Origin of the sequence: Klebsiella pneumoniae complex sp. WS1778 (assembly GCF_049472055.1) — a bacterium.
GTDB classification, from domain to species: Bacteria; Pseudomonadota; Gammaproteobacteria; order Enterobacterales; family Enterobacteriaceae; genus Klebsiella; species Klebsiella quasipneumoniae.
The window spans coordinates 748,538-766,669 of sequence record NZ_JBKGTJ010000003.1 but is presented as its reverse complement, the minus strand read 5'-3'; the positions used below and the strand labels follow the sequence as shown (position 1 = coordinate 766,669).

21 protein-coding genes and 1 other RNA gene are annotated in these 18,132 nt (G+C 55.1%); 12 read left to right on the top strand and 10 right to left on the bottom strand.

The window, feature by feature from the left end:
• The first annotated feature begins 46 nt into the window (after positions 1-46).
• The 3 genes from ACLEXF_RS18295 to ACLEXF_RS18285 are packed head-to-tail and all read left to right on the top strand — an operon-like array spanning position 47 to position 2,268.
• Positions 47-556, top strand: coding sequence for a YfiR family protein (locus ACLEXF_RS18295; RefSeq protein ID WP_017900644.1), 510 nt, complete (start codon positions 47-49; stop codon positions 554-556).
• Complete coding sequence (gene dgcN / locus ACLEXF_RS18290) at positions 549-1,772, top strand: diguanylate cyclase DgcN (RefSeq protein WP_004206845.1); 1,224 nt, start codon at positions 549-551, stop codon at positions 1,770-1,772. Before ACLEXF_RS18295 ends, dgcN begins: the two co-directional genes overlap by 8 nt.
• 13 nt (positions 1,773-1,785) lie before the next feature.
• The gene (locus tag ACLEXF_RS18285) at positions 1,786-2,268 is read left to right on the top strand and encodes an OmpA family protein (protein WP_407259632.1); all 483 of its coding nucleotides are present in this window, start codon (positions 1,786-1,788) and stop codon (positions 2,266-2,268) included.
• A gap of 8 nt (positions 2,269-2,276) precedes the next feature.
• On the opposite strand, the gene ACLEXF_RS18280 is transcribed toward ACLEXF_RS18285, so the two are convergent.
• The 7 genes from ACLEXF_RS18280 to ffh form a co-directional block, all read right to left on the bottom strand.
• On the bottom strand, positions 2,277-3,635 hold the full coding sequence (locus ACLEXF_RS18280) for a PepSY-associated TM helix domain-containing protein (protein ID WP_259119930.1): 1,359 nt from the start codon (positions 3,633-3,635) through the stop codon (positions 2,277-2,279).
• A 53-nt stretch (positions 3,636-3,688) separates the two neighbouring features.
• Positions 3,689-4,150 carry a DUF2946 domain-containing protein gene (locus ACLEXF_RS18275; protein WP_407259631.1) on the bottom strand — a complete coding sequence of 154 codons (462 nt, stop codon included), beginning with the start codon at positions 4,148-4,150 and terminating at the stop codon, positions 3,689-3,691.
• A gap of 119 nt (positions 4,151-4,269) precedes the next feature.
• On the bottom strand, positions 4,270-4,617 hold the full coding sequence (rplS, locus tag ACLEXF_RS18270; RefSeq protein WP_002914145.1) for a 50S ribosomal protein L19: 348 nt from the start codon (positions 4,615-4,617) through the stop codon (positions 4,270-4,272).
• 39 nt (positions 4,618-4,656) lie between these two features.
• Positions 4,657-5,424, bottom strand: a complete 768-nt coding sequence (gene trmD, locus ACLEXF_RS18265; protein WP_002914147.1) for a tRNA (guanosine(37)-N1)-methyltransferase TrmD — start codon at positions 5,422-5,424, stop codon at positions 4,657-4,659.
• Positions 5,425-5,455: 31 nt separating this feature from the next.
• Positions 5,456-6,004, bottom strand: coding sequence for a ribosome maturation factor RimM (gene rimM / locus ACLEXF_RS18260; RefSeq protein ID WP_004150977.1), 549 nt, complete (start codon positions 6,002-6,004; stop codon positions 5,456-5,458).
• An 18-nt stretch (positions 6,005-6,022) separates the two neighbouring features.
• Positions 6,023-6,271, bottom strand: a complete 249-nt coding sequence (rpsP, locus tag ACLEXF_RS18255; protein ID WP_002914149.1) for a 30S ribosomal protein S16 — start codon at positions 6,269-6,271, stop codon at positions 6,023-6,025.
• 306 nt (positions 6,272-6,577) lie between these two features.
• Entirely contained in the window at positions 6,578-7,942 is a 1,365-nt protein-coding gene (ffh, locus tag ACLEXF_RS18250) for a signal recognition particle protein (protein WP_002914152.1), read from the bottom strand.
• A gap of 163 nt (positions 7,943-8,105) precedes the next feature.
• On the opposite strand from ffh, the gene ACLEXF_RS18245 reads away from it, so the two are divergent.
• Positions 8,106-8,897 (top strand): cytochrome C assembly family protein, encoded by a 792-nt coding sequence (locus ACLEXF_RS18245; protein WP_002914153.1) that lies wholly within the window; start codon positions 8,106-8,108, stop codon positions 8,895-8,897.
• A gap of 19 nt (positions 8,898-8,916) precedes the next feature.
• On the top strand, positions 8,917-10,203 hold the full coding sequence (locus ACLEXF_RS18240) for an HlyC/CorC family transporter (protein ID WP_423265801.1): 1,287 nt from the start codon (positions 8,917-8,919) through the stop codon (positions 10,201-10,203).
• Positions 10,204-10,324: 121 nt separating this feature from the next.
• Here ACLEXF_RS18240 and grpE read toward each other — a convergent pair whose 3' ends face one another.
• Complete coding sequence (gene grpE, locus ACLEXF_RS18235; RefSeq protein WP_017900639.1) at positions 10,325-10,915, bottom strand: nucleotide exchange factor GrpE; 591 nt, start codon at positions 10,913-10,915, stop codon at positions 10,325-10,327.
• Positions 10,916-11,039: 124 nt separating this feature from the next.
• Here grpE and nadK point away from each other — a divergent pair, with 124 nt between their 5' ends.
• From nadK to bamE, 3 genes are all read left to right on the top strand, one after another.
• Complete coding sequence (gene nadK, locus ACLEXF_RS18230; protein WP_002914158.1) at positions 11,040-11,918, top strand: NAD(+) kinase; 879 nt, start codon at positions 11,040-11,042, stop codon at positions 11,916-11,918.
• Between the two features lie 86 nt (positions 11,919-12,004).
• A complete protein-coding gene (gene recN, locus ACLEXF_RS18225) occupies positions 12,005-13,666 on the top strand; it encodes a DNA repair protein RecN (RefSeq protein WP_004206849.1) in 1,662 nt (553 codons plus the stop codon).
• A 146-nt stretch (positions 13,667-13,812) separates the two neighbouring features.
• Positions 13,813-14,154 (top strand): outer membrane protein assembly factor BamE, encoded by a 342-nt coding sequence (bamE, locus tag ACLEXF_RS18220; protein WP_004206850.1) that lies wholly within the window; start codon positions 13,813-13,815, stop codon positions 14,152-14,154.
• Positions 14,155-14,223: 69 nt separating this feature from the next.
• Here the strand turns inward: bamE and ACLEXF_RS18215 are convergent, their stop codons facing one another.
• Both ACLEXF_RS18215 and ACLEXF_RS18210 read right to left on the bottom strand, forming a co-directional pair.
• Complete coding sequence (locus ACLEXF_RS18215) at positions 14,224-14,514, bottom strand: RnfH family protein (protein WP_004206851.1); 291 nt, start codon at positions 14,512-14,514, stop codon at positions 14,224-14,226.
• Positions 14,504-14,941: a type II toxin-antitoxin system RatA family toxin gene (locus ACLEXF_RS18210; RefSeq protein WP_004145683.1), complete on the bottom strand. Its 438-nt coding sequence runs from the start codon at positions 14,939-14,941 to the stop codon at positions 14,504-14,506. The genes ACLEXF_RS18215 and ACLEXF_RS18210 overlap by 11 nt, the downstream gene beginning before the upstream one ends.
• Positions 14,942-15,090: 149 nt before the next feature.
• On the opposite strand from ACLEXF_RS18210, the gene smpB reads away from it, so the two are divergent.
• From smpB to ACLEXF_RS18190, 4 genes are all read left to right on the top strand, one after another.
• Positions 15,091-15,573: an SsrA-binding protein SmpB gene (smpB, locus tag ACLEXF_RS18205; protein WP_002914164.1), complete on the top strand. Its 483-nt coding sequence runs from the start codon at positions 15,091-15,093 to the stop codon at positions 15,571-15,573.
• Between the two features lie 143 nt (positions 15,574-15,716).
• Positions 15,717-16,079: a transfer-messenger RNA gene (gene ssrA / locus ACLEXF_RS18200) on the top strand.
• 562 nt (positions 16,080-16,641) lie between these two features.
• Entirely contained in the window at positions 16,642-16,869 is a 228-nt protein-coding gene (locus ACLEXF_RS18195) for a hypothetical protein (protein WP_087450304.1), read from the top strand.
• Positions 16,870-16,899: 30 nt separating this feature from the next.
• Entirely contained in the window at positions 16,900-17,859 is a 960-nt protein-coding gene (locus tag ACLEXF_RS18190) for a reverse transcriptase family protein (protein ID WP_108433337.1), read from the top strand.
• The last annotated feature ends 273 nt before the right edge of the window (positions 17,860-18,132 follow it).

Below are 18,132 nucleotides of genomic sequence, written 5' to 3'. Positions count from 1 at the left end.
CGGCAGCGGCTTTTCCCGCGTCAGGGCGAATTTGACGGAAGCGTTAATGACAGTATTACACCGTCTTTTATTGACTGTATTTTTTCTCATCGCGGTATCTCCTGTTTTTGCTGCCGGACCTTCAGAACATGTTCGCGCGATTGTTTCCGGGATCGTGACCTATACCCGTTGGCCGTCATTAACAGGGGCGCCGAAGCTGTGCATTTTTGCCTCATCACGCTTCACCCATAGCCTGGCTCATGAAGATCCGGATGCATTGCCCTATCAACCGGTGATAGTACGTAATAGTGAAGAAGCGTTAAAAACAACATGCGATGGTTTTTATTTTGGCAGCGAATCGCCGACCCAACAGTCGGAATTAACTCGCCGCTATGGCTCGAGGCCGCTGTTACTCATCGCAGAACAAAATACGGATTGCTCAATTGGTAGCGCGTTTTGCCTGATCATCAACGACGACAGGGTCCGCTTCTCCGTTAATCTGGACGTTCTGACGCACAGCGGGGTTCGGGTTAACCCGGACGTCCTGATGCTTGCCCGGAAGAAACCACATGAATAAGGACTTTTCACAGACATCGCGCCCGACGTTCAAACGCGCGCTGCGTCGCATTAGCGTGATAAGCGTGGTGATTTCCATGACGCTGGTCTGGCTGCTGCTGAGCACGGCCTCTATCTTCACGCTCAAGCAGTACGCGCAGAAAAACCTTGAGCTCACTGCCGCGACCATGGGCCGCAGTCTCGAAGCCGCCCTGGTGTTTGGCGACAGCGCGGCAGCAGAGGAGACCCTCGCTTCGCTGGGGAAGCAAGGGCAGATTTCCCAGGCAATCGTGCTCAACGGCCAGAAGCAGCCCTTCGCCGCATGGCGCCACGAACCGCTGGCCAACAAAGAACAAGTGAGCGGCCTTATCAGTAAATGGCTGTTTCCGGAGCCCACGGTGCAGCCCATCTGGCACCAGGGCAAACAAATCGGCGAGCTGCGACTAACCGCGCTTGATGAACTAATTAGCCACTTTCTGGGCATCTCGATTCTGGTACTGACAGGCAGCATTCTGCTCGCCTCGTTTATCGGCCTGCTGCTGACCCACTCCCTGCACCGGGGGATCGTCGCCGCCCTGCAGAGCATCACCGAGGTCGTGCATGATATTCGCGAAAACCGCCACTTCTCCCGGCGGGTGCCGGAGGAGCGTATCGAGGAGTTCCATCTGTTTGCCCAGGACTTTAACAGTCTGCTGGGGGAGATGGAGGACTGGCAGCGCCAGCTGCAGGCCAAAAATGCTCAGCTGTTGCGCAGCTCGTTACACGATCCGTTGACCGGCCTGGCTAACCGCGCCGCCTTTCGCAACGCGCTTGCCGAGCTGATGAAAAATGAAGTGGATCACCAGACCTCAGCGTTACTGTTTCTCGATGGCGATAACTTCAAATTGATCAATGACAACTGGGGACATGCGGCGGGCGATAAAGTGCTGATGGAAGTCGCCAGCCGCCTGATGACTTTCGCCGGTAAACGCCATCTGGCGTGGCGTCTCGGCGGCGATGAGTTTGCCGTTCTGCTGCGCGAGGTGCGCTCGGAAGCAGAAGTCCAGGCCCTGTGCCAGGCGCTGTCGGAACAATTTCTTCCGCCATTCAATCTGCACAATGGCCATAGCGCCACGCTCTCGCTGAGTGTCGGTTATGCCCTGGCGTGGGAGCACGCCACTGCGGAATCACTGCAAGAACTTGCCGATCAGAATATGTATCGGATGAAAAACCAACGTATCCAGCAGACGCTGAAATAATAAAGGACGCATTATGATCACGAAATATTTCGCCCCCACCCTGATGGCGGCGGCGCTTTTGACAGGTTGCCAGGCTCCTCAGGGAAAATTTACCCCCGAGCAGGTGGCGGCGATGAAATCTTACGGCTTCACTGAAAGCAACGGCGATTGGTCCCTGGGCTTATCCGATAGCATCCTGTTTGACAAGAATGACTACCGACTACGTCCCGACAGCCGCCAGCAGATCACCCAAATGGCCTCGCGGCTGGCGACAACCGGGATAACGCATAGCCGCCTTGAAGGCCACACCGATAATTATGGTGAGGATAGCTATAACGAAGCCCTGTCGCTTAAGCGGGCCAACAGCGTAGCCGATGCCTGGGCGGAAGGCGCCCATATCCCGCGCAGTAATTTAGTCACCCGCGGCCTTGGCAAAAAATACCCGATCGCCAGCAACGACACCGCGGCCGGGCGCGCTGAAAACCGCCGGGTCACGGTGGTCATCAGCACGCCGTAAACGTCCGCTTAATCGCTGGACTTCGCCATCCTCATTGCCGTTGCCGCGCGCCAGCGCAGGTAGTCAACGGCAATGAACAACACCAGGCTGATGCCCATCAATGGCATGGCCAGACCCAGGGCTAACGCTATCCCCAGCACCAGGCCACGGGCAGGCCAGGCGAGCGACAGCCACGCCCGCAGCAGCGAATGCGCCGGATCCCAGACGGCCTGAGGCGGACGGCGCATCCACCACAGCCGGTACCCCACGGCGATGGTGACGCACAGCGCACAGCCAAACCCCACCAGCAGCAGTTGATTCGCCAGACCGAAGAGGATCCCCATATGGAAATCGACGCCCCAGCGGGTAAGTTTCGCCATCAGAGGAAAGTCGGCAAAATGGGTGCGATCCACCACCTCCATCGTGGCGCCATCGATCGCTACCGCATCCACCTGCGTCGGCCAGCGGCGGTCGATCTCATTCACCGTCCAGGCGCGTCCGTCTGATACCGGGGGACGGATCTCCAGCCGGCTGGCTTTCAGCCCCGCCTGACGGGCCACCGCCAGTGCCCGGTCAAACTGCGCGGGTTGATGCTGGGTCATGGCCATCGCCTCCCTGTGATGCCCGGCATGGGGATCGTGTGCCATCGGTGCCTCACCGTGCAGCAGGGTATTGACCTGCGGCGTCCACCAGCCGAAAGCCGCCCGCATTTTATCCACATTGCCGCCGGCCCATTGCGACCAGGTCAGGCCGGTGGCGGAGAAGAGCAGCATGCCCAGCAGTAAACTCCAGCCCAGCGTCACGTGCAGCCGACGATGATTCTGCAGGGCGTTATTGATCCGCCGTTTTGGTCGCGTCATCGCCCACAGGGCAATGCCCCCCAACGCGGCCACCCACATCCATGAAGCAGCCAGTTCGCTGTAGAGCCGCCCGCTGTCGCCCAACAGCAGCGAACGATGCGCATAGTCAATCCACTGACGCAGCGGCAGGATGCCGCTGGTGCCGTAGACCGTCATATCGCCCTTCACCCGCAGCGCGATCGGATCGACAAAAATGGCCCGGGATTCCGACTCCCCGAGACGCGGATCGGCAAACATAATGCGGGTGGTCTCGCCCACCGCGGGGGCCGGACGCACCGCCAGCAGCCGCAGATTACCCTGGGTCGCTTCCTCGGCCAGCGCAATCTGGGCGCTGAGCGGTTGCGGGGTGCCTTCGGGAAGGCCATACAGCGCATCGTGATAGAGCCAGTTTTCCAGTTGCGGCGTCGCCACATAAAGCGTACCGGTCAGGGCTGCGACAAAGATAAACGGTCCGATAAACAGCCCGATATAGAAATGGAGGCGACGCAGCAGGTTCAGCCATGCCGCGCGTGAGGTGCAGGTTGTCATACTTTTCCTTTTTTAAAGCAAAAGAGGTCGTTGCGCGGTGCGCAGATTGATTTTTATGAAAGGGAAAAAGCAAACAGCCGCGGCGGGGCGCGGGTTTCGGGGTAGAGCCAGGGAAAGTAGCGCCAGTGTTTTAATACCGGGCGAGAAGCCGGCAGGCGAATGCGCCGCAGGAGCATGGCGACGAACAGCGCCAGTGCGAAAATCATCCCTGGGACATGGGCTAACAGCACGCAATAGCCACAGGCTTCGGCATGGTCCAGCGGCAGTTCGTGTCCGGTAGGCGTAGCGCCGTCTGTGCTGTGCATCATCGCCATATCGTGGCCGGGCATCTGCGCCATACTCGCTGGCGAGCTGTCCATCATCATGGCGTGGTGCATGCCGGGCATGGCGCTCATAGGGTCTTTTTGCAGGGAGACGGAGATCAGGGGGGCCACCACGATCAGCAGGATCGCCAACAGCGCAAGCCAGGCGGCTCGCCGTTTAGGTGTCGTTTGCTGAAAACTGTTACTGACCACCGCCCCTCCGAATAGAGGGCGTATTGTAAATGATTTACATCACGATGGTTACAACAAAGATAAAAAAAGGGCCGGCCCTGAGGCCAGCCCTTTTTGTCAGGATGTCGCGAAAGCGAATCTTAGTTAAGACGCTCTTTGATACGAGCAGACTTACCAGTGCGCTCACGCAGGTAGTACAGTTTAGCTTTACGTACAGCACCACGACGTTTAACAGCAATGCTGTCAACTACCGGAGAGTGAGTCTGGAAGACACGCTCAACGCCTTCGCCGTTGGAAATTTTGCGAACAGTGAATGCAGAGTGCAGACCGCGGTTACGAATAGCGATAACCACGCCCTCGAATGCCTGCAGACGTTTTTTGGAACCTTCAACAACCCATACTTTCACTTCCACGGTATCACCCGGACGGAAGGAAGGTACGTCCTGCTTCATCTGTTCTTGTTCAAGTTGCTTAATAATGTTGCTCATAATTTAATCTCTTATCCTGGGTAAACTGATATTGGGGGCTCACGCCTGCCCATCATGTTTATGCTGCTGTTGCGCGTGTTCAGTTTTGAACTCCGCCAGCAGCTTTGCTTGCTCTTCAGTCAGAGCCAGGTTTTCCAGAAGTTCAGGTCTTCTAAGCCAGGTGCGGCCCAGCGACTGCTTCAGACGCCAGCGACGTATCTCAGCATGGTTTCCCGACAGCAATACTGGCGGTACTTCCATCTCTTCTAACACTTCAGGACGGGTATAGTGGGGGCAATCCAGCAACCCATCAGCAAAGGAATCTTCCGTTGCCGATGCTTCATGGCCCAGTACTCCCGGAATGAACCGGGAAACGGAGTCAATCAGCGTCATTGCCGGTAACTCACCACCGCTGAGAACGTAATCGCCGATTGACCATTCTTCGTCAATTTCGGTTTGGATTACGCGCTCGTCTATCCCTTCGTAACGACCGCACACCAGAATCAGTTTCTGATTCGTTGCCAGTTCGCTGACGCCCGCTTGATCAAGCTTGCGTCCCTGAGGTGACAGATAAATCACCTTCGCGCCTTCACCTGCCGCGGCTTTTGCTGCATGAATGGCATCCCGTAAGGGTTGCACCATCATTAGCATCCCCGGTCCGCCGCCGTAAGGACGATCGTCCACGGTACGGTGCCGGTCATGCGTGAAGTCGCGAGGACTCCAGCTTTCGATGCTCAGCAGGCCATTTTTTACTGCCCGGCCAGTTACCCCGTAATCGGTAATTGCGCGGAACATTTCAGGAAACAGGCTAATTATGCCAATCCACATGGCGCCGTCTTTTACCGTTTATCCGGAGAATTTAAAAACCAGGATCCCAATCTACTTCGATAGTACGCGTAGTGAGATCGACTTTCTTGATAACCTGCCCATCGAGGAACGGAACCAACCGCTCCTTGATACCAAATGCATCTTTCAGGTTTGCCTTGATGACGAGCACGTCATTAGACCCGGTTTCCATCATATCGATGACTTTACCGAGGCTATAGCCTTCCGTCGTCACTACCTGGCAGCCCATCAGGTCTTTCCAGTAGTAGTCACCCTCTTCCAGCTCCGGCAACTGCGATGAATCCACGATAATTTCGCAATTAGTCAGTAGATTCGCGGCATCACGATCGTCAACGCCTTTCAGCTTGATGATGATGTCCTGATTGTGGTGGCGCCAGCTTTCCAGCTCAACAACCTGCCACTGACCCGCCTTCTGGATTAACCAGGGCTGATAGTCAAAAATGCTTTCGGCGTCTTCGGTGGAGGAAAACACTCTGAGCCAACCACGGATACCGTAGGAAGAACCCATTTTCCCCAATACGATCGGATCAACAGGTGCTTGTGCGGTGTGTTGCTTGCTCATCATGACCACCGTGACAGATTAAGCTGCTTTGTTAGCGGCTTTGATCAGCGCGGCAACGCGATCGGAAACAGTAGCGCCCTGGCCAACCCAGTGAGCGATACGATCCAGATCCAGGCGAGTTTCTTCTTCCGCACCGTTAGCGATCGGGTTGAAGAAACCAACGCGCTCGATGAAGCGACCGTTGCGTGCATTACGGCTGTCGGTGACAACAACCTGGTAGAACGGACGCTTTTTAGCGCCGTGACGTGCTAAACGAATAGTTACCATAACATCCTCTTGTGTGAATAAAACAACCGGGCCCCATCGAGGAACGGAGCCCGGTGTCATATTAAAAGCCCGAAAATTTTACTGATTTCTGTGCAAAAATCAATTCAAAACTACATACTCTAAATAATTCGAGTTGCAGGACAAAACGCGAAAGCGTTTTGAACAGCGCTTGCGCTGGCCCCGAAGGGGTGAGGCCGAATGGCCGAATCACGCGGCAAGTGAGTAAATCCCCGGGAGCGTACACAAGTACGTGACCGGGGTGAACGAACGCAGCCAACGCATCTGCGGCTTGAATTATGACGCGTATTAACGGCCCGGGAAACCTGGAGGCATCATCCCTTTCATCCCGCGCATCATCTTCATCATGCCGCCTTTCGACTTCATCTTCTTCATCATGCGCTGCATGTCGTCGAACTGCTTGAGCAGACGGTTCACATCCTGCACCTGCATCCCGCAGCCGGCGGCGATACGGCGCTTACGTGAACCTTTGATGATTTCCGGCTTAGCGCGCTCTTTCAGGGTCATCGAGTTGATGATCGCTTCCATACGCACCAGCACTTTGTCGTCCATCTGCGCTTTGACGTTGTCCGGGATCTGGCCCATACCCGGCAGCTTGCCCATCAGGCTGGCCATGCCGCCCATGTTTTTCATCTGGCGCAGCTGCTCCAGGAAGTCGGTGAGGTCGAAGCCGTCGCCTTTCTTCAGCTTGGAGGCCAGCTTCTCGGCCTGCGCGCGGTCGACTTTACTCTCGATATCCTCGATCAGCGACAGCACGTCGCCCATGCCGAGGATGCGGGAGGCGACGCGATCCGGATGGAACGGTTCCAGCGCTTCGGTTTTCTCGCCGACGCCGAGGAATTTAATCGGCTTACCGGTAATATGGCGAATCGACAGCGCCGCGCCGCCGCGGGCGTCGCCGTCCACTTTGGTCAGCACCACGCCGGTCAGCGGCAGCGCTTCGTTAAAGGCTTTAGCGGTATTCGCCGCATCCTGGCCGGTCATCGCATCGACGACGAACAGGGTTTCAACCGGATTAATGGCGGCGTGGACGTGCTTAATTTCGTCCATCATCGCTTCGTCAACGTGCAGACGACCGGCGGTATCCACCAGCAGCACGTCGTAGAATTTGAGCTTCGCTTCTTTCAGCGCCGCGTTGACGATATCAACCGGCTTCTGCCCGACGTCGGACGGGAAGAAGTCGACGCCGACCTGCTCGGCCAGGGTCTCCAGCTGTTTGATCGCCGCCGGGCGGTAAACGTCCGCGGAGACCACCAGCACTTTCTTCTTGTGCTTCTCGCGCAGGAATTTCCCCAGCTTACCGACGCTGGTGGTTTTACCGGCACCCTGCAGGCCCGCCATCAGCACCACCGCCGGCGGCTGCGCCGCCAGGTCGAGGGTCTGGTTCTCTTCGCCCATCGCCGCCACCAGCTCGTTGCGGACGATTTTGACGAACTCCTGACCCGGGGTCAGGCTTTTATTGACTTCATGGCCGACCGCGCTCTCTTTGACGCGGCTGATGAAGTCCCGTACCACCGGAAGCGCAACGTCCGCTTCCAGCAGCGCCATGCGCACTTCGCGCAGGGTGTCTTTAATATTGTCTTCTGTAAGGCGTCCGCGGCCGCTAATGTTGCGCAGCGTACGCGACAAACGATCGGTTAAATTATCAAACATTGTCTCTCGCCTGAGGTGGAAACGGTCGGTCGCCGCAGCGACACACAAAACGAATGTGGCGGAGTATAACACGACATCAATCTGAATGTGCTGCAACGGTTGGAGCAGAGGCCTGCTGACGTTATACTGCTTCTCTTTCTTATTTAGCCAACAGCCGACACCTATGCCTGTTTTTGCTCTACTCGCCCTTGTCGCCTACTCCGTCAGCCTCGCGCTGATTATCCCCGGCTTGCTGCAAAAAAACAGCAGCTGGCGGCGAATGGCGATTTTATCTGCGACTATCGCGTTGATTTGCCATGCTTTTGCGCTGGAAGCACGGATATTCCCCGGCGGCGAGAGCGGGCAAAACCTCAGCTTACTGAACGTCGGGTCGCTGGTGAGCCTGATGATCTGTACGGTGATGACTATCGTGGCCTCGCGCAATCGCGGCTGGCTGCTGCTGCCTATCGTCTATGCCTTCGCGCTGATCAACCTGGCCTTCGCCACCTTCGTGCCTAACGAATATATCACCCACCTGGAAACCACTCCGGGGATGCTGGTGCATATCGGCCTGTCGCTCTTCTCGTACGCCACGCTGATTATTGCCGCGCTGTATGCGCTACAGCTGGCGTGGATCGACTACCAGTTAAAGAATAAAAAGCTGGCCTTCAGCAGCGAAATGCCGCCGCTGATGAGCATTGAGCGCAAAATGTTCCACATCACTCAGGTCGGCGTAGTGCTGCTGACTCTGACGCTGTGCAGCGGCCTGTTCTATATGCACAATCTGTTCAGCAGCGAAAACATTGATAAAGCGGTGCTGTCGATTATTGCGTGGTTCGTCTATATCGTCCTGCTGTGGGGCCACTATCATGAAGGGTGGCGCGGACGTCGCGTGGTCTGGTTCAGCGTCGCTGGCGCCGGTCTGCTGACGCTGGCCTATTTTGGTAGCCGCGTGCTGCAACAGTTCGTGAGCTAAGTCTTTTAAGGAATCCTACGTGGAACATATCTCCACCACCACGCTGATCATAACGCTGATCGTCATGGTGATTATCTCTGCCTATTTCTCCGGATCCGAAACCGGCATGATGACGCTGAACCGCTACCGGCTGCGTCATATGGCGAAACAAGGCAACCGCCCCGCCAAGCGCGTGGAGAAGCTGCTGCGCAAGCCGGACCGCCTGATTAGCCTCGTGCTCATCGGTAATAACCTCGTCAACATTCTCGCCTCGGCGCTGGGCACCATCGTCGGCATGCGCCTCTACGGCGATGCCGGCGTCGCGATCGCCACCGGCATACTCACCTTTGTGGTGCTGGTATTTGCCGAAGTCCTGCCGAAAACCATCGCCGCCCTCTATCCGGAAAAAGTTGCCTACCCCAGCAGCTTCCTGTTGGCGCCCCTGCAGGTGCTGATGATGCCGCTGGTGTGGCTGCTGAATACTATCACCCGCATACTGATGCGCATGATGGGCATCCGCACCGATACAGTCATCAGCAGCGCCCTGAGCAAAGATGAACTGCGCACGATTGTGAATGAATCCCGTTCACAAATCTCACGACGCAATCAGGACATGCTGCTGTCGGTGCTGGACCTGGAGAAGGTCAGCGTTAACGACATCATGGTGCCGCGCAATGAGATTGTCGGCATCGACATCAATGACGACTGGAAATCTATCGTCCGCCAGCTGACCCACTCCCCACACGGCCGCATTGTGCTCTACCGCGATTCGCTGGACGATGCCATCAGCATGCTGCGCGTCCGCGAAGCCTACCGACTGATGACGGAGAAGAAAGAGTTCACAAAAGAGATCATGCTGCGGGCGGCAGATGAGATCTACTTTGTTCCTGAAGGGACGCCGCTCAGCACCCAGCTGGTGAAATTCCAGCGTAATAAAAAGAAAGTCGGTCTGGTGGTCGATGAATACGGCGATATTCAGGGGCTGGTCACCGTAGAAGATATTCTTGAAGAGATTGTCGGCGACTTCACCACCTCCATGTCACCCACCCTGGCGGAGGAAGTGACCCCGCTCAACGACGGCACCGTGATAATCGACGGCAGCGCCAACGTTCGCGAAATCAACAAAGCATTCAACTGGCACCTGCCGGAAGATGAAGCGCGCACCATCAACGGTATCATCCTTGAAGCGCTGGAAGAGATCCCGGTCCCGGGCACCCGCGTGCGCATTGAGCAGTATGATATTGATATTCTCGACGTGCAGGACAACATGATCAAACAGGTGAAAGTGATGCCGGTGAAATCATTACGCGAGAGCGTCGCGGAGTAGCACGAGCGAAGGAATTAACCTCACGGTGGGCTGCGGCCCGCCGTTTTTTTTATCTCGCGCCGGGGAGCGATGACATAAAAAACGGCCGCCCGCGGGCAGCCGTTGAGCAAGGCAGCAAACGTTATTTCGCTTTTGCTACCGTCACCATCGCGGCGCGAATGGTGCGGCCGTTCAGGGTGTAACCTTTCTGCATCACGGCCAGCACGTTGCCCGCCGTCACGTCTTCAGACTCGACCATCGCAATGGCCTGGTGGACGTTCGGATCCAGCGGAACGTTGGTGTCGGCGATCACTTCCACGCCGAACTTACGCACTACGTCCAGCATTGATTTGAGGGTCAGTTCGATCCCTTCCACCATCGGCGCCAGCTCCGGGTTAGCCTTGTCGGCCACTTCCAGCGCGCGGTCCAGGCTGTCGATCACCGGCAGCAGTTCATTGACGAATTTTTCCAGCGCGAATTTGTGCGCTTTCTCGATATCCTGCTCGGTACGACGACGCAGGTTATCTTCGTCGGCTTTGGCACGCAACATCACTTCACGTTCACGTTTCTGCGCTTCAGCCAGCTGGGCTTCCAGATTCGCAATTTTTTCATCGCGCGGATCCACCTGCTCAGCCGAAACTTCAGGCTCTACCGCCTCAACGTCGTCGTGCTGCTCCGTGATAATTTCTTCCGGGGCTTGCCCCTCAGGCGTTTTCTGTTCTTTACTACTCATGAATTTCTCCGCGTTTTTTTCGCATTCATCTCGCTAACTTCGCTTATTATGGGGATCAGTTTCCGGGTTTCAAGGGAAGCGGACAGATTGTCACTATTTCATTTAACGCAAGGACATCCAGATCATGAAGAACCATTTCAAGTGTATCGGCATTGTGGGACATCCTCGTCACCCCACCGCCCTGACCACACATGAAATGCTCTGGCGCTGGCTGTGCAGCAAAGGGTATGAAGTGCTGGTTGAACAGCAGATCGCCCATGAACTCCAGCTCAGCAACGTGAAAACCGGCACGCTGGCGGAGATTGGCCAACAGGCCGACCTCGCGGTGGTCGTGGGCGGCGACGGCAATATGCTCGGCGCGGCGCGGACTCTGGCCCGTTATGACATTAACGTCATCGGCATTAACCGCGGCAACCTCGGCTTTCTCACCGACCTGGACCCGGACAACGCCCTGCAGCAGCTCGCCGACGTGCTGGAAGGCCACTACATCGCCGAGAAACGCTTTCTGCTGGAAGCCCAGGTGTGCCAGCAGGATTGCCAGAAACGCATCAGCACCGCCATCAACGAAGTGGTGCTGCACCCCGGCAAAGTGGCGCATATGATTGAGTTCGAAGTCTATATCGATGAAGTCTTCGCCTTCTCCCAGCGCTCCGATGGTCTGATAATATCCACCCCGACCGGCTCAACAGCCTATTCGCTGTCGGCCGGCGGCCCGATCCTCACCCCGTCGCTGGACGCCATCACCCTGGTGCCGATGTTCCCGCACACCCTCTCGGCGCGACCGCTGGTGATCAACGGCGACAGCACCATCCGCCTGCGCTTCTCTCACCGCTGCAGCGATCTGGAGATCAGCTGCGACAGTCAGATTGCCCTGCCGATCCAGGATGGCGAAGATGTCCTCATCCGCCGCTGCGATTACCACCTCAATCTGATTCATCCCAAAGACTACAGCTATTTCAATACATTAAGCACCAAGCTCGGCTGGTCGAAAAAATTGTTCTGATTTACATCGCTGCCTCTTTACTGGATAAAAAACCAGTCTATACTGTACGAAAACACAGTATTGGTTTTTCATACAGGAAGGCAGCTATGTTGGCGCAACTCACCATCAGTAATTTTGCTATCGTTCGTGAACTGGAAATTGATTTCCACAGCGGTATGACCGCCATCACCGGGGAAACCGGCGCCGGGAAATCCATTGCCATCGACGCGCTGGGGCTGTGCCTCGGCGGCAGAGCGGAAGCCGACATGGTGCGTCGCGGCGCTACCCGTGCCGACCTGTGCGCGCGCTTCGCGCTGAAAGATACCCCGGCCGCCCAGCGCTGGCTGGAAGAGAACCAGCTGGAGAGCGGGCGTGAGTGTTTACTTCGCCGGGTGATCAGCGCCGACGGCCGCTCGCGCGGCTTCATCAACGGCACCGCCGTCCCGCTCTCGCAGCTGCGCGAGCTGGGCCAGCTGCTGATCCAGATCCATGGCCAGCATGCGCACCAGCTGTTGACCAAACCCGAACACCAGAAAACGCTGCTTGACGGCTATACCGGTGAGTATGCGCTCACTCAGCGTATGGCCGAGCACTATCGCCAGTGGCACCAGAGCTGCCGCGAGCTGGCCCAGCATCAGCAGCAGAGCCAGGAGCGTGCCGCCCGCGCCGATCTGCTGCAGTACCAGCTTAAAGAATTGAATGAATTTAACCCGCTGGCGGGAGAGTTTGAGCAGATTGACGAAGAGTACAAGCGCCTGGCCAACAGCGGGCAGCTGCTCAGCACCTGCCAGCATGCCCTGACGGTACTGGCGGACGGCGAAGAGGCCAATCTGCAGAGCCAGCTTTATACCGCGAAGCAGCTGGTCAGCGAGCTGGTGGGTATGGACAGCAAGCTTTCCGGCGTGCTGGATATGCTGGAAGAGGCGGCCATTCAGCTCAGCGAGGCCAGCGACGAGCTGCGCCACTACCATGACCGTCTGGACCTTGATCCTAACCGTCTGTTCGAACTTGAGCAGCGGATTTCCCGACAAATCGCGCTGGCGCGTAAACACCAGGTGATGCCGGAAGAGCTGCCGGCGGTTTATCAGGCGATGCTCGAAGAGCAGCGCCTGCTGGACGACAGCGCCGGCTCGCTGGAATCCCTCAGCCAGCAGGTGGTCGAACATCATCAGCTGGCGCTGGAGACCGCGCGCCAGCTGCACGCCCTGCGCCAGGCCAGCGCCGACGAGCTAACCCAGCTTATCACCGAGAGTATGCACTCACTTTCGATGCCGCACGGGGTCTTCGCGATTGAGGTCGCTTTTGATGAACGCCATCTCACCGCCGACGGCGCCGATCATATTGAGTTCCGCGTCACCACTAACCCGGGTCAGCCGCTGCAGCCGATCGCGAAAGTGGCCTCTGGCGGCGAATTGTCGCGTATTGCGCTGGCGATTCAGGTGATCACCGCGCGTAAAATGGAAACCCCGGCGCTGATCTTCGACGAAGTGGACGTCGGCATCAGCGGCCCGACCGCTGCCGTGGTCGGCAAGCTGCTGCGCCAACTGGGCGAGTCCACGCAGGTGATGTGCGTGACCCATCTGCCGCAGGTCGCAGGCTGCGGCCACCATCATTTCTTTGTCTGCAAAGAGACCGATGGCGAGATGACCGAAACCCATATGCAGCCGCTGGATAAGCGTGCTCGTCTGCAGGAGCTGGCTCGCCTGCTGGGCGGCAGCGAGGTCACGCGCAACACCCTGGCAAACGCGAAAGAGTTGCTTGCGGCGTAAACTTTTTGATTTTCACAGGGTCATAGTGAACAGCAAATTGCCTGCTGACCGCAGCCGGAGGTTTCCATCGGCGCGAAGGTCTATTATTATCGGCATATTACAGATGAGCCACGTACTGCTCGGGCCCAAAAAGGAATCAAATCACTATGCGCTGTAAAACGCTGACTGCTGCCGCAGCGGTTCTTCTTATGTTGACCGCAGGCTGTTCCACTCTGGAACGAGTGGTTTACCGTCCTGACATCAACCAGGGTAACTATCTGGCACCTAACGATGTAGCAAAAATTCGTGTCGGTATGACGCAACAGCAGGTTGCTTATGCTCTCGGAACGCCAATGATGTCGGATCCGTTCGGCACCAACACCTGGTTCTATGTATTCCGTCAGGAGCCGGGCCACGAGAAAGTGACTCAGCAGACCCTGACCCTGACCTTCAACAATGGCGGCGTGTTAACCAACATTGATAACAAGCCCGCGCTGACCAGTCAGTAAGGCCCGGAAAAGCAAAAAGCGCTCAGTGAGCGCTTTTTTTATGGCCGATAGCGGGTCTGTTGCTGCGGGTTACTTCGCGGCGTTTTTCTCCGCCCGCTGGCGACGCAGCTCTTTTGGATCTGCGATCAGCGGACGATAGATTTCCACCCGGTCGCCGTCATGGACTTCGTCGTGCAGCTTAACCGGACGACTGTAGATACCCAGCTTGTTTTTCGCCAGATCGATGTCATCACGCAGCGCCAGCAGACCGCTGGCGATAATCGCCTGCTCGACCGTCGCCCCCTCGTCCAGGGTGACCCGCTGCAGATACTGCTTTTCAGGCAGTGCGTAGGCGACTTCAACACGAATATTAGCCGGCACTGTAAACCTCTTTGGCGCGCGAAGTGAACGCCTGCACCATGTTAGCGGCCAGCTCTTTGAAGATCCGACCAAAAGCCATCTCAATCAGTTTATTGGTAAACTCGAAATCGAGATGGAATTCGATTTTGCACGCCTCGGGGCTCAGCGGAATAAACTTCCAGCCGCCAATCAGCTTCTTGAACGGGCCATCCACCAGGCTCATCAAAATGCTCTGGTTGCTGGTCAGTGTATTCCGGGTCGTGAAGGTCTTACTGATGCCGGCTTTTGACACATCAACCGCCGCCGTCATTTGCGTCGGCCCGAATTCCAGCACGCGGCTACCGGTGCAGCCTGGCAGAAAATCAGGATAGGACTTCACATCGTTTACCAGTTGATACATCTGTTCCGCGCTGAAAGGCACCAGCGCAGTACGGCTAATCTGAGGCATAGCAGGTTCCACATTTAAACACAGTGCAAATAATATCATTTATCTGCTGCTAAAAAAAACGCTGTGCCGCAACTCGTGCTAAGATGCGCAGTACACCTCGCAGGATGCGATCGAGGTAACTGTGTATAAGACGATGACTTCAGGACATTATGACTAAGAAAAAAGCCCACAAACCTGGATCAGCCACCATTGCGCTGAATAAACGCGCCCGTCACGAATACTTTATCGAAGATGAATACGAGGCTGGTCTCGCCCTGCAGGGCTGGGAAGTCAAATCCCTGCGTGCAGGCAAAGCCAACATCGGCGATAGCTATGTCATCCTGAAGGATGGCGAAGCCTTCCTGTTCGGCGCCAACTTTACGCCCATGGCCGTGGCTTCCACCCACTATGTCTGCGACCCGACGCGCACCCGTAAGCTGCTGCTCAACCAGCGCGAACTCGACACGCTGTACGGCCGCATTAACCGCGAAGGTTATACCGTTGTCGCCCTGTCGCTGTACTGGAAGAACGCCTGGTGCAAAGTGAAAATCGGCGTCGCCAAAGGTAAGAAACAGCACGACAAGCGTACCGACCTGAAGGATCGTGAATGGGCGCTGGATAAGGCGCGTATTATGAAGCACGCCGGACGCTGATCCCTCCCCTGAGGGCCAGCTCTCGCTGGCCCTTACGCTATATCTTTGTTGATGCTGCTTTTTCGTCCACCCCTGCTGAAATAATCCTGCGTGATGGGGCTGGTAACGACATTCACAAATCTGTTATACTTGACCTACACATTGGGGCTGATTCTGGATTCGACGGGATTTGCGAAACCCAAGGTGCATGCCGAGGGGCGGTTGGCCTCGTAAAAAGCCGCAAAAAATAGTCGCAAACGACGAAAACTACGCTTTAGCAGCTTAATAACCTGCTCTGAGCCCTCTCTCCCTAGCTTCCGCTCTTAAGACGGGGATCAAAGAGAGGTCAAACCCAAAAGAGATCGCGTGGATGCCCTGCCTGGGGTTGAAGCGTTAAATCTAATCAGGCTAGTTTGTTAGTGGCGTGTCTGTCCGCAGCTGGCAAGCGAATGTAAAGACTGACTAAGCATGTAGTGCCGAGGATGTAGGAATTTCGGACGCGGGTTCAACTCCCGCCAGCTCCACCAAATATAACGGCCTGATTCTCTTAGAGTTTCAGGCCGTTTTTCTTTGGGCGTGTGGCACAACTGTGACTCAGGAGTGTACCATATGCCATCAAACAGCATTCCCCATTACCTCTACAAGCGTAACCACACCTGGTGGTTCAGGGAGTTGAATTCACACTCTTATGATTCTATCGGCTGTCTCTCATATTTTGAAACATATCCCCATCCTATCTATTGCTAACTGCCTGAATCCGATCATAAAATACCCTCGCTAGTACCTAGCAGAGAGCTCCTCGCAAAAGCTTGATGATCTGCTTGTCAGCCATCGTGGAGGCTTCGGCCTCTATTCTCTCCCCACACGACGCATGCCACACGTTCTCAATGTTCCAACGTTACGATGCTCACGCATCACCAACGCTCTGGTACTTGCTGTGACAGTTGGGATTGCCGGTATTGTGGCGAGGGGACGTCACTGACGTGACGTCGAAAACTGGGGTTAATTGCTGAACATCTCTTATTCCTGTCAGTTCAGGCGAGGCCGGTAACCATAGTGGTGACCGGGAACTGAGAAGGAGATGTAATTATGAGTCGTAAGACACGTAAACGTCGAAAGACAAATACAAGTCGAAAGACAAGTAAAAAATACCAGGCTAGTGTTCAGCAAACGTTTTGTGTGAAGGAGAGACTAAAGAAATACTCCAAAGATGCCGGTAAGCTCTTGTTTACATTGGTTATCAGCGAAGTGATTTCTGCTGTTTTTCATTCTGAAGCTGTTGCCTCCATCTTTGCATCCATCAAGGGATTCCTGTAATGGAGGCTATAATGGATAGGAACAACAACGATGAAAAGCACAAAACGTACCCCTAGTCTTCAAAGTCCCCCAAAGATTTATCCTCTGAATCAATCTCCTCTATTCAAGCTTAAAAATAAAAGTAAGTTATTTGAAATCATAGGCTTATCCAAGAAACAAGCAGACAAGCTAATGCTTGACTCAGCGTACAAAGAGTTTGTAAATGATGCCGGTAGGAAAATACAGGAACCAATTGCTCAGCTCAAAGCGGTTCATAGGAGAATCGGCGTTTTATTGAGCAGAATCGAATTACCTCCATATCTTCACTCTGGTCGGAAAAAGCATTCAACACTCACTAATGCAAAATCACATAAGCTAGCAACTGAACTTCTGAAGCTCGACATTCACAAGTTTTTCCCCTCGACTAGGGCAGCGAAGGTCTACAAGGCATTTGTTGATAAATTTGAGATGTCACCTGATGTGGCTTATGTAATGACCAATCTTGTAACCTTTGCAGGAAAAGTGCCCACAGGCAGCCCGACAAGCATGGCTGTAGCGTTTTGGGCCAATAAAGATATGTTCGATGAGCTTAGCAAGCTTGCGGCCTCAAATAGCTTGGTATTTACGGCATATGTTGACGATGTAGCGTTCTCTGGTTCAAAAATCCCAAAAGGATTTGCCGCCCAAGTTAAAAAATGTATTCGTTCTCATGGCCTCACATCTAAAGATAAAAAAGAGCGATTTTATCCATCATCAGAGGGAAAGTTGCTTACAGGGATAGTGATTCAGGATGGAGAACTCAAGGTACGTTGGGCACACAATGATTCAATCGGAAAAGAATTCGCTACTTTGGCTGAAGCAAAAGACAAAGCTGCAAAAATAATTCATCTAGAAAAGCTAGTAGGCAAGCTGCATGCAGCTGGTCAAGTTGATTTCAGACAGAAAGACAGAGCTCGCTTCTTCACTCAACAACTCAAAGCAGCCAAAAAGCAATCAACTCAGAGCAGTTAGGACTATTGATCCCAGCTAGCTGGGTGTGCCATACTGCTGTGACATTGATTCCCGCTACATTGCTCAAAGAATCAGACGGTTAGTATTTGGTGTCGCTTCAAGCCAGCTCCACCAAACATTCATTCATGATGCATCATGAACCTTAAAAAAGCCTGTAACTTCAACGAGTTACAGGCTTTTTTTATTGCATGTGTGGTCATGATCTCTGTATGAATCTTGAGCTTTTGGCACCATGTTTAGCACCACGGTATCGTGGGGCTAAAAAAGCGTGGT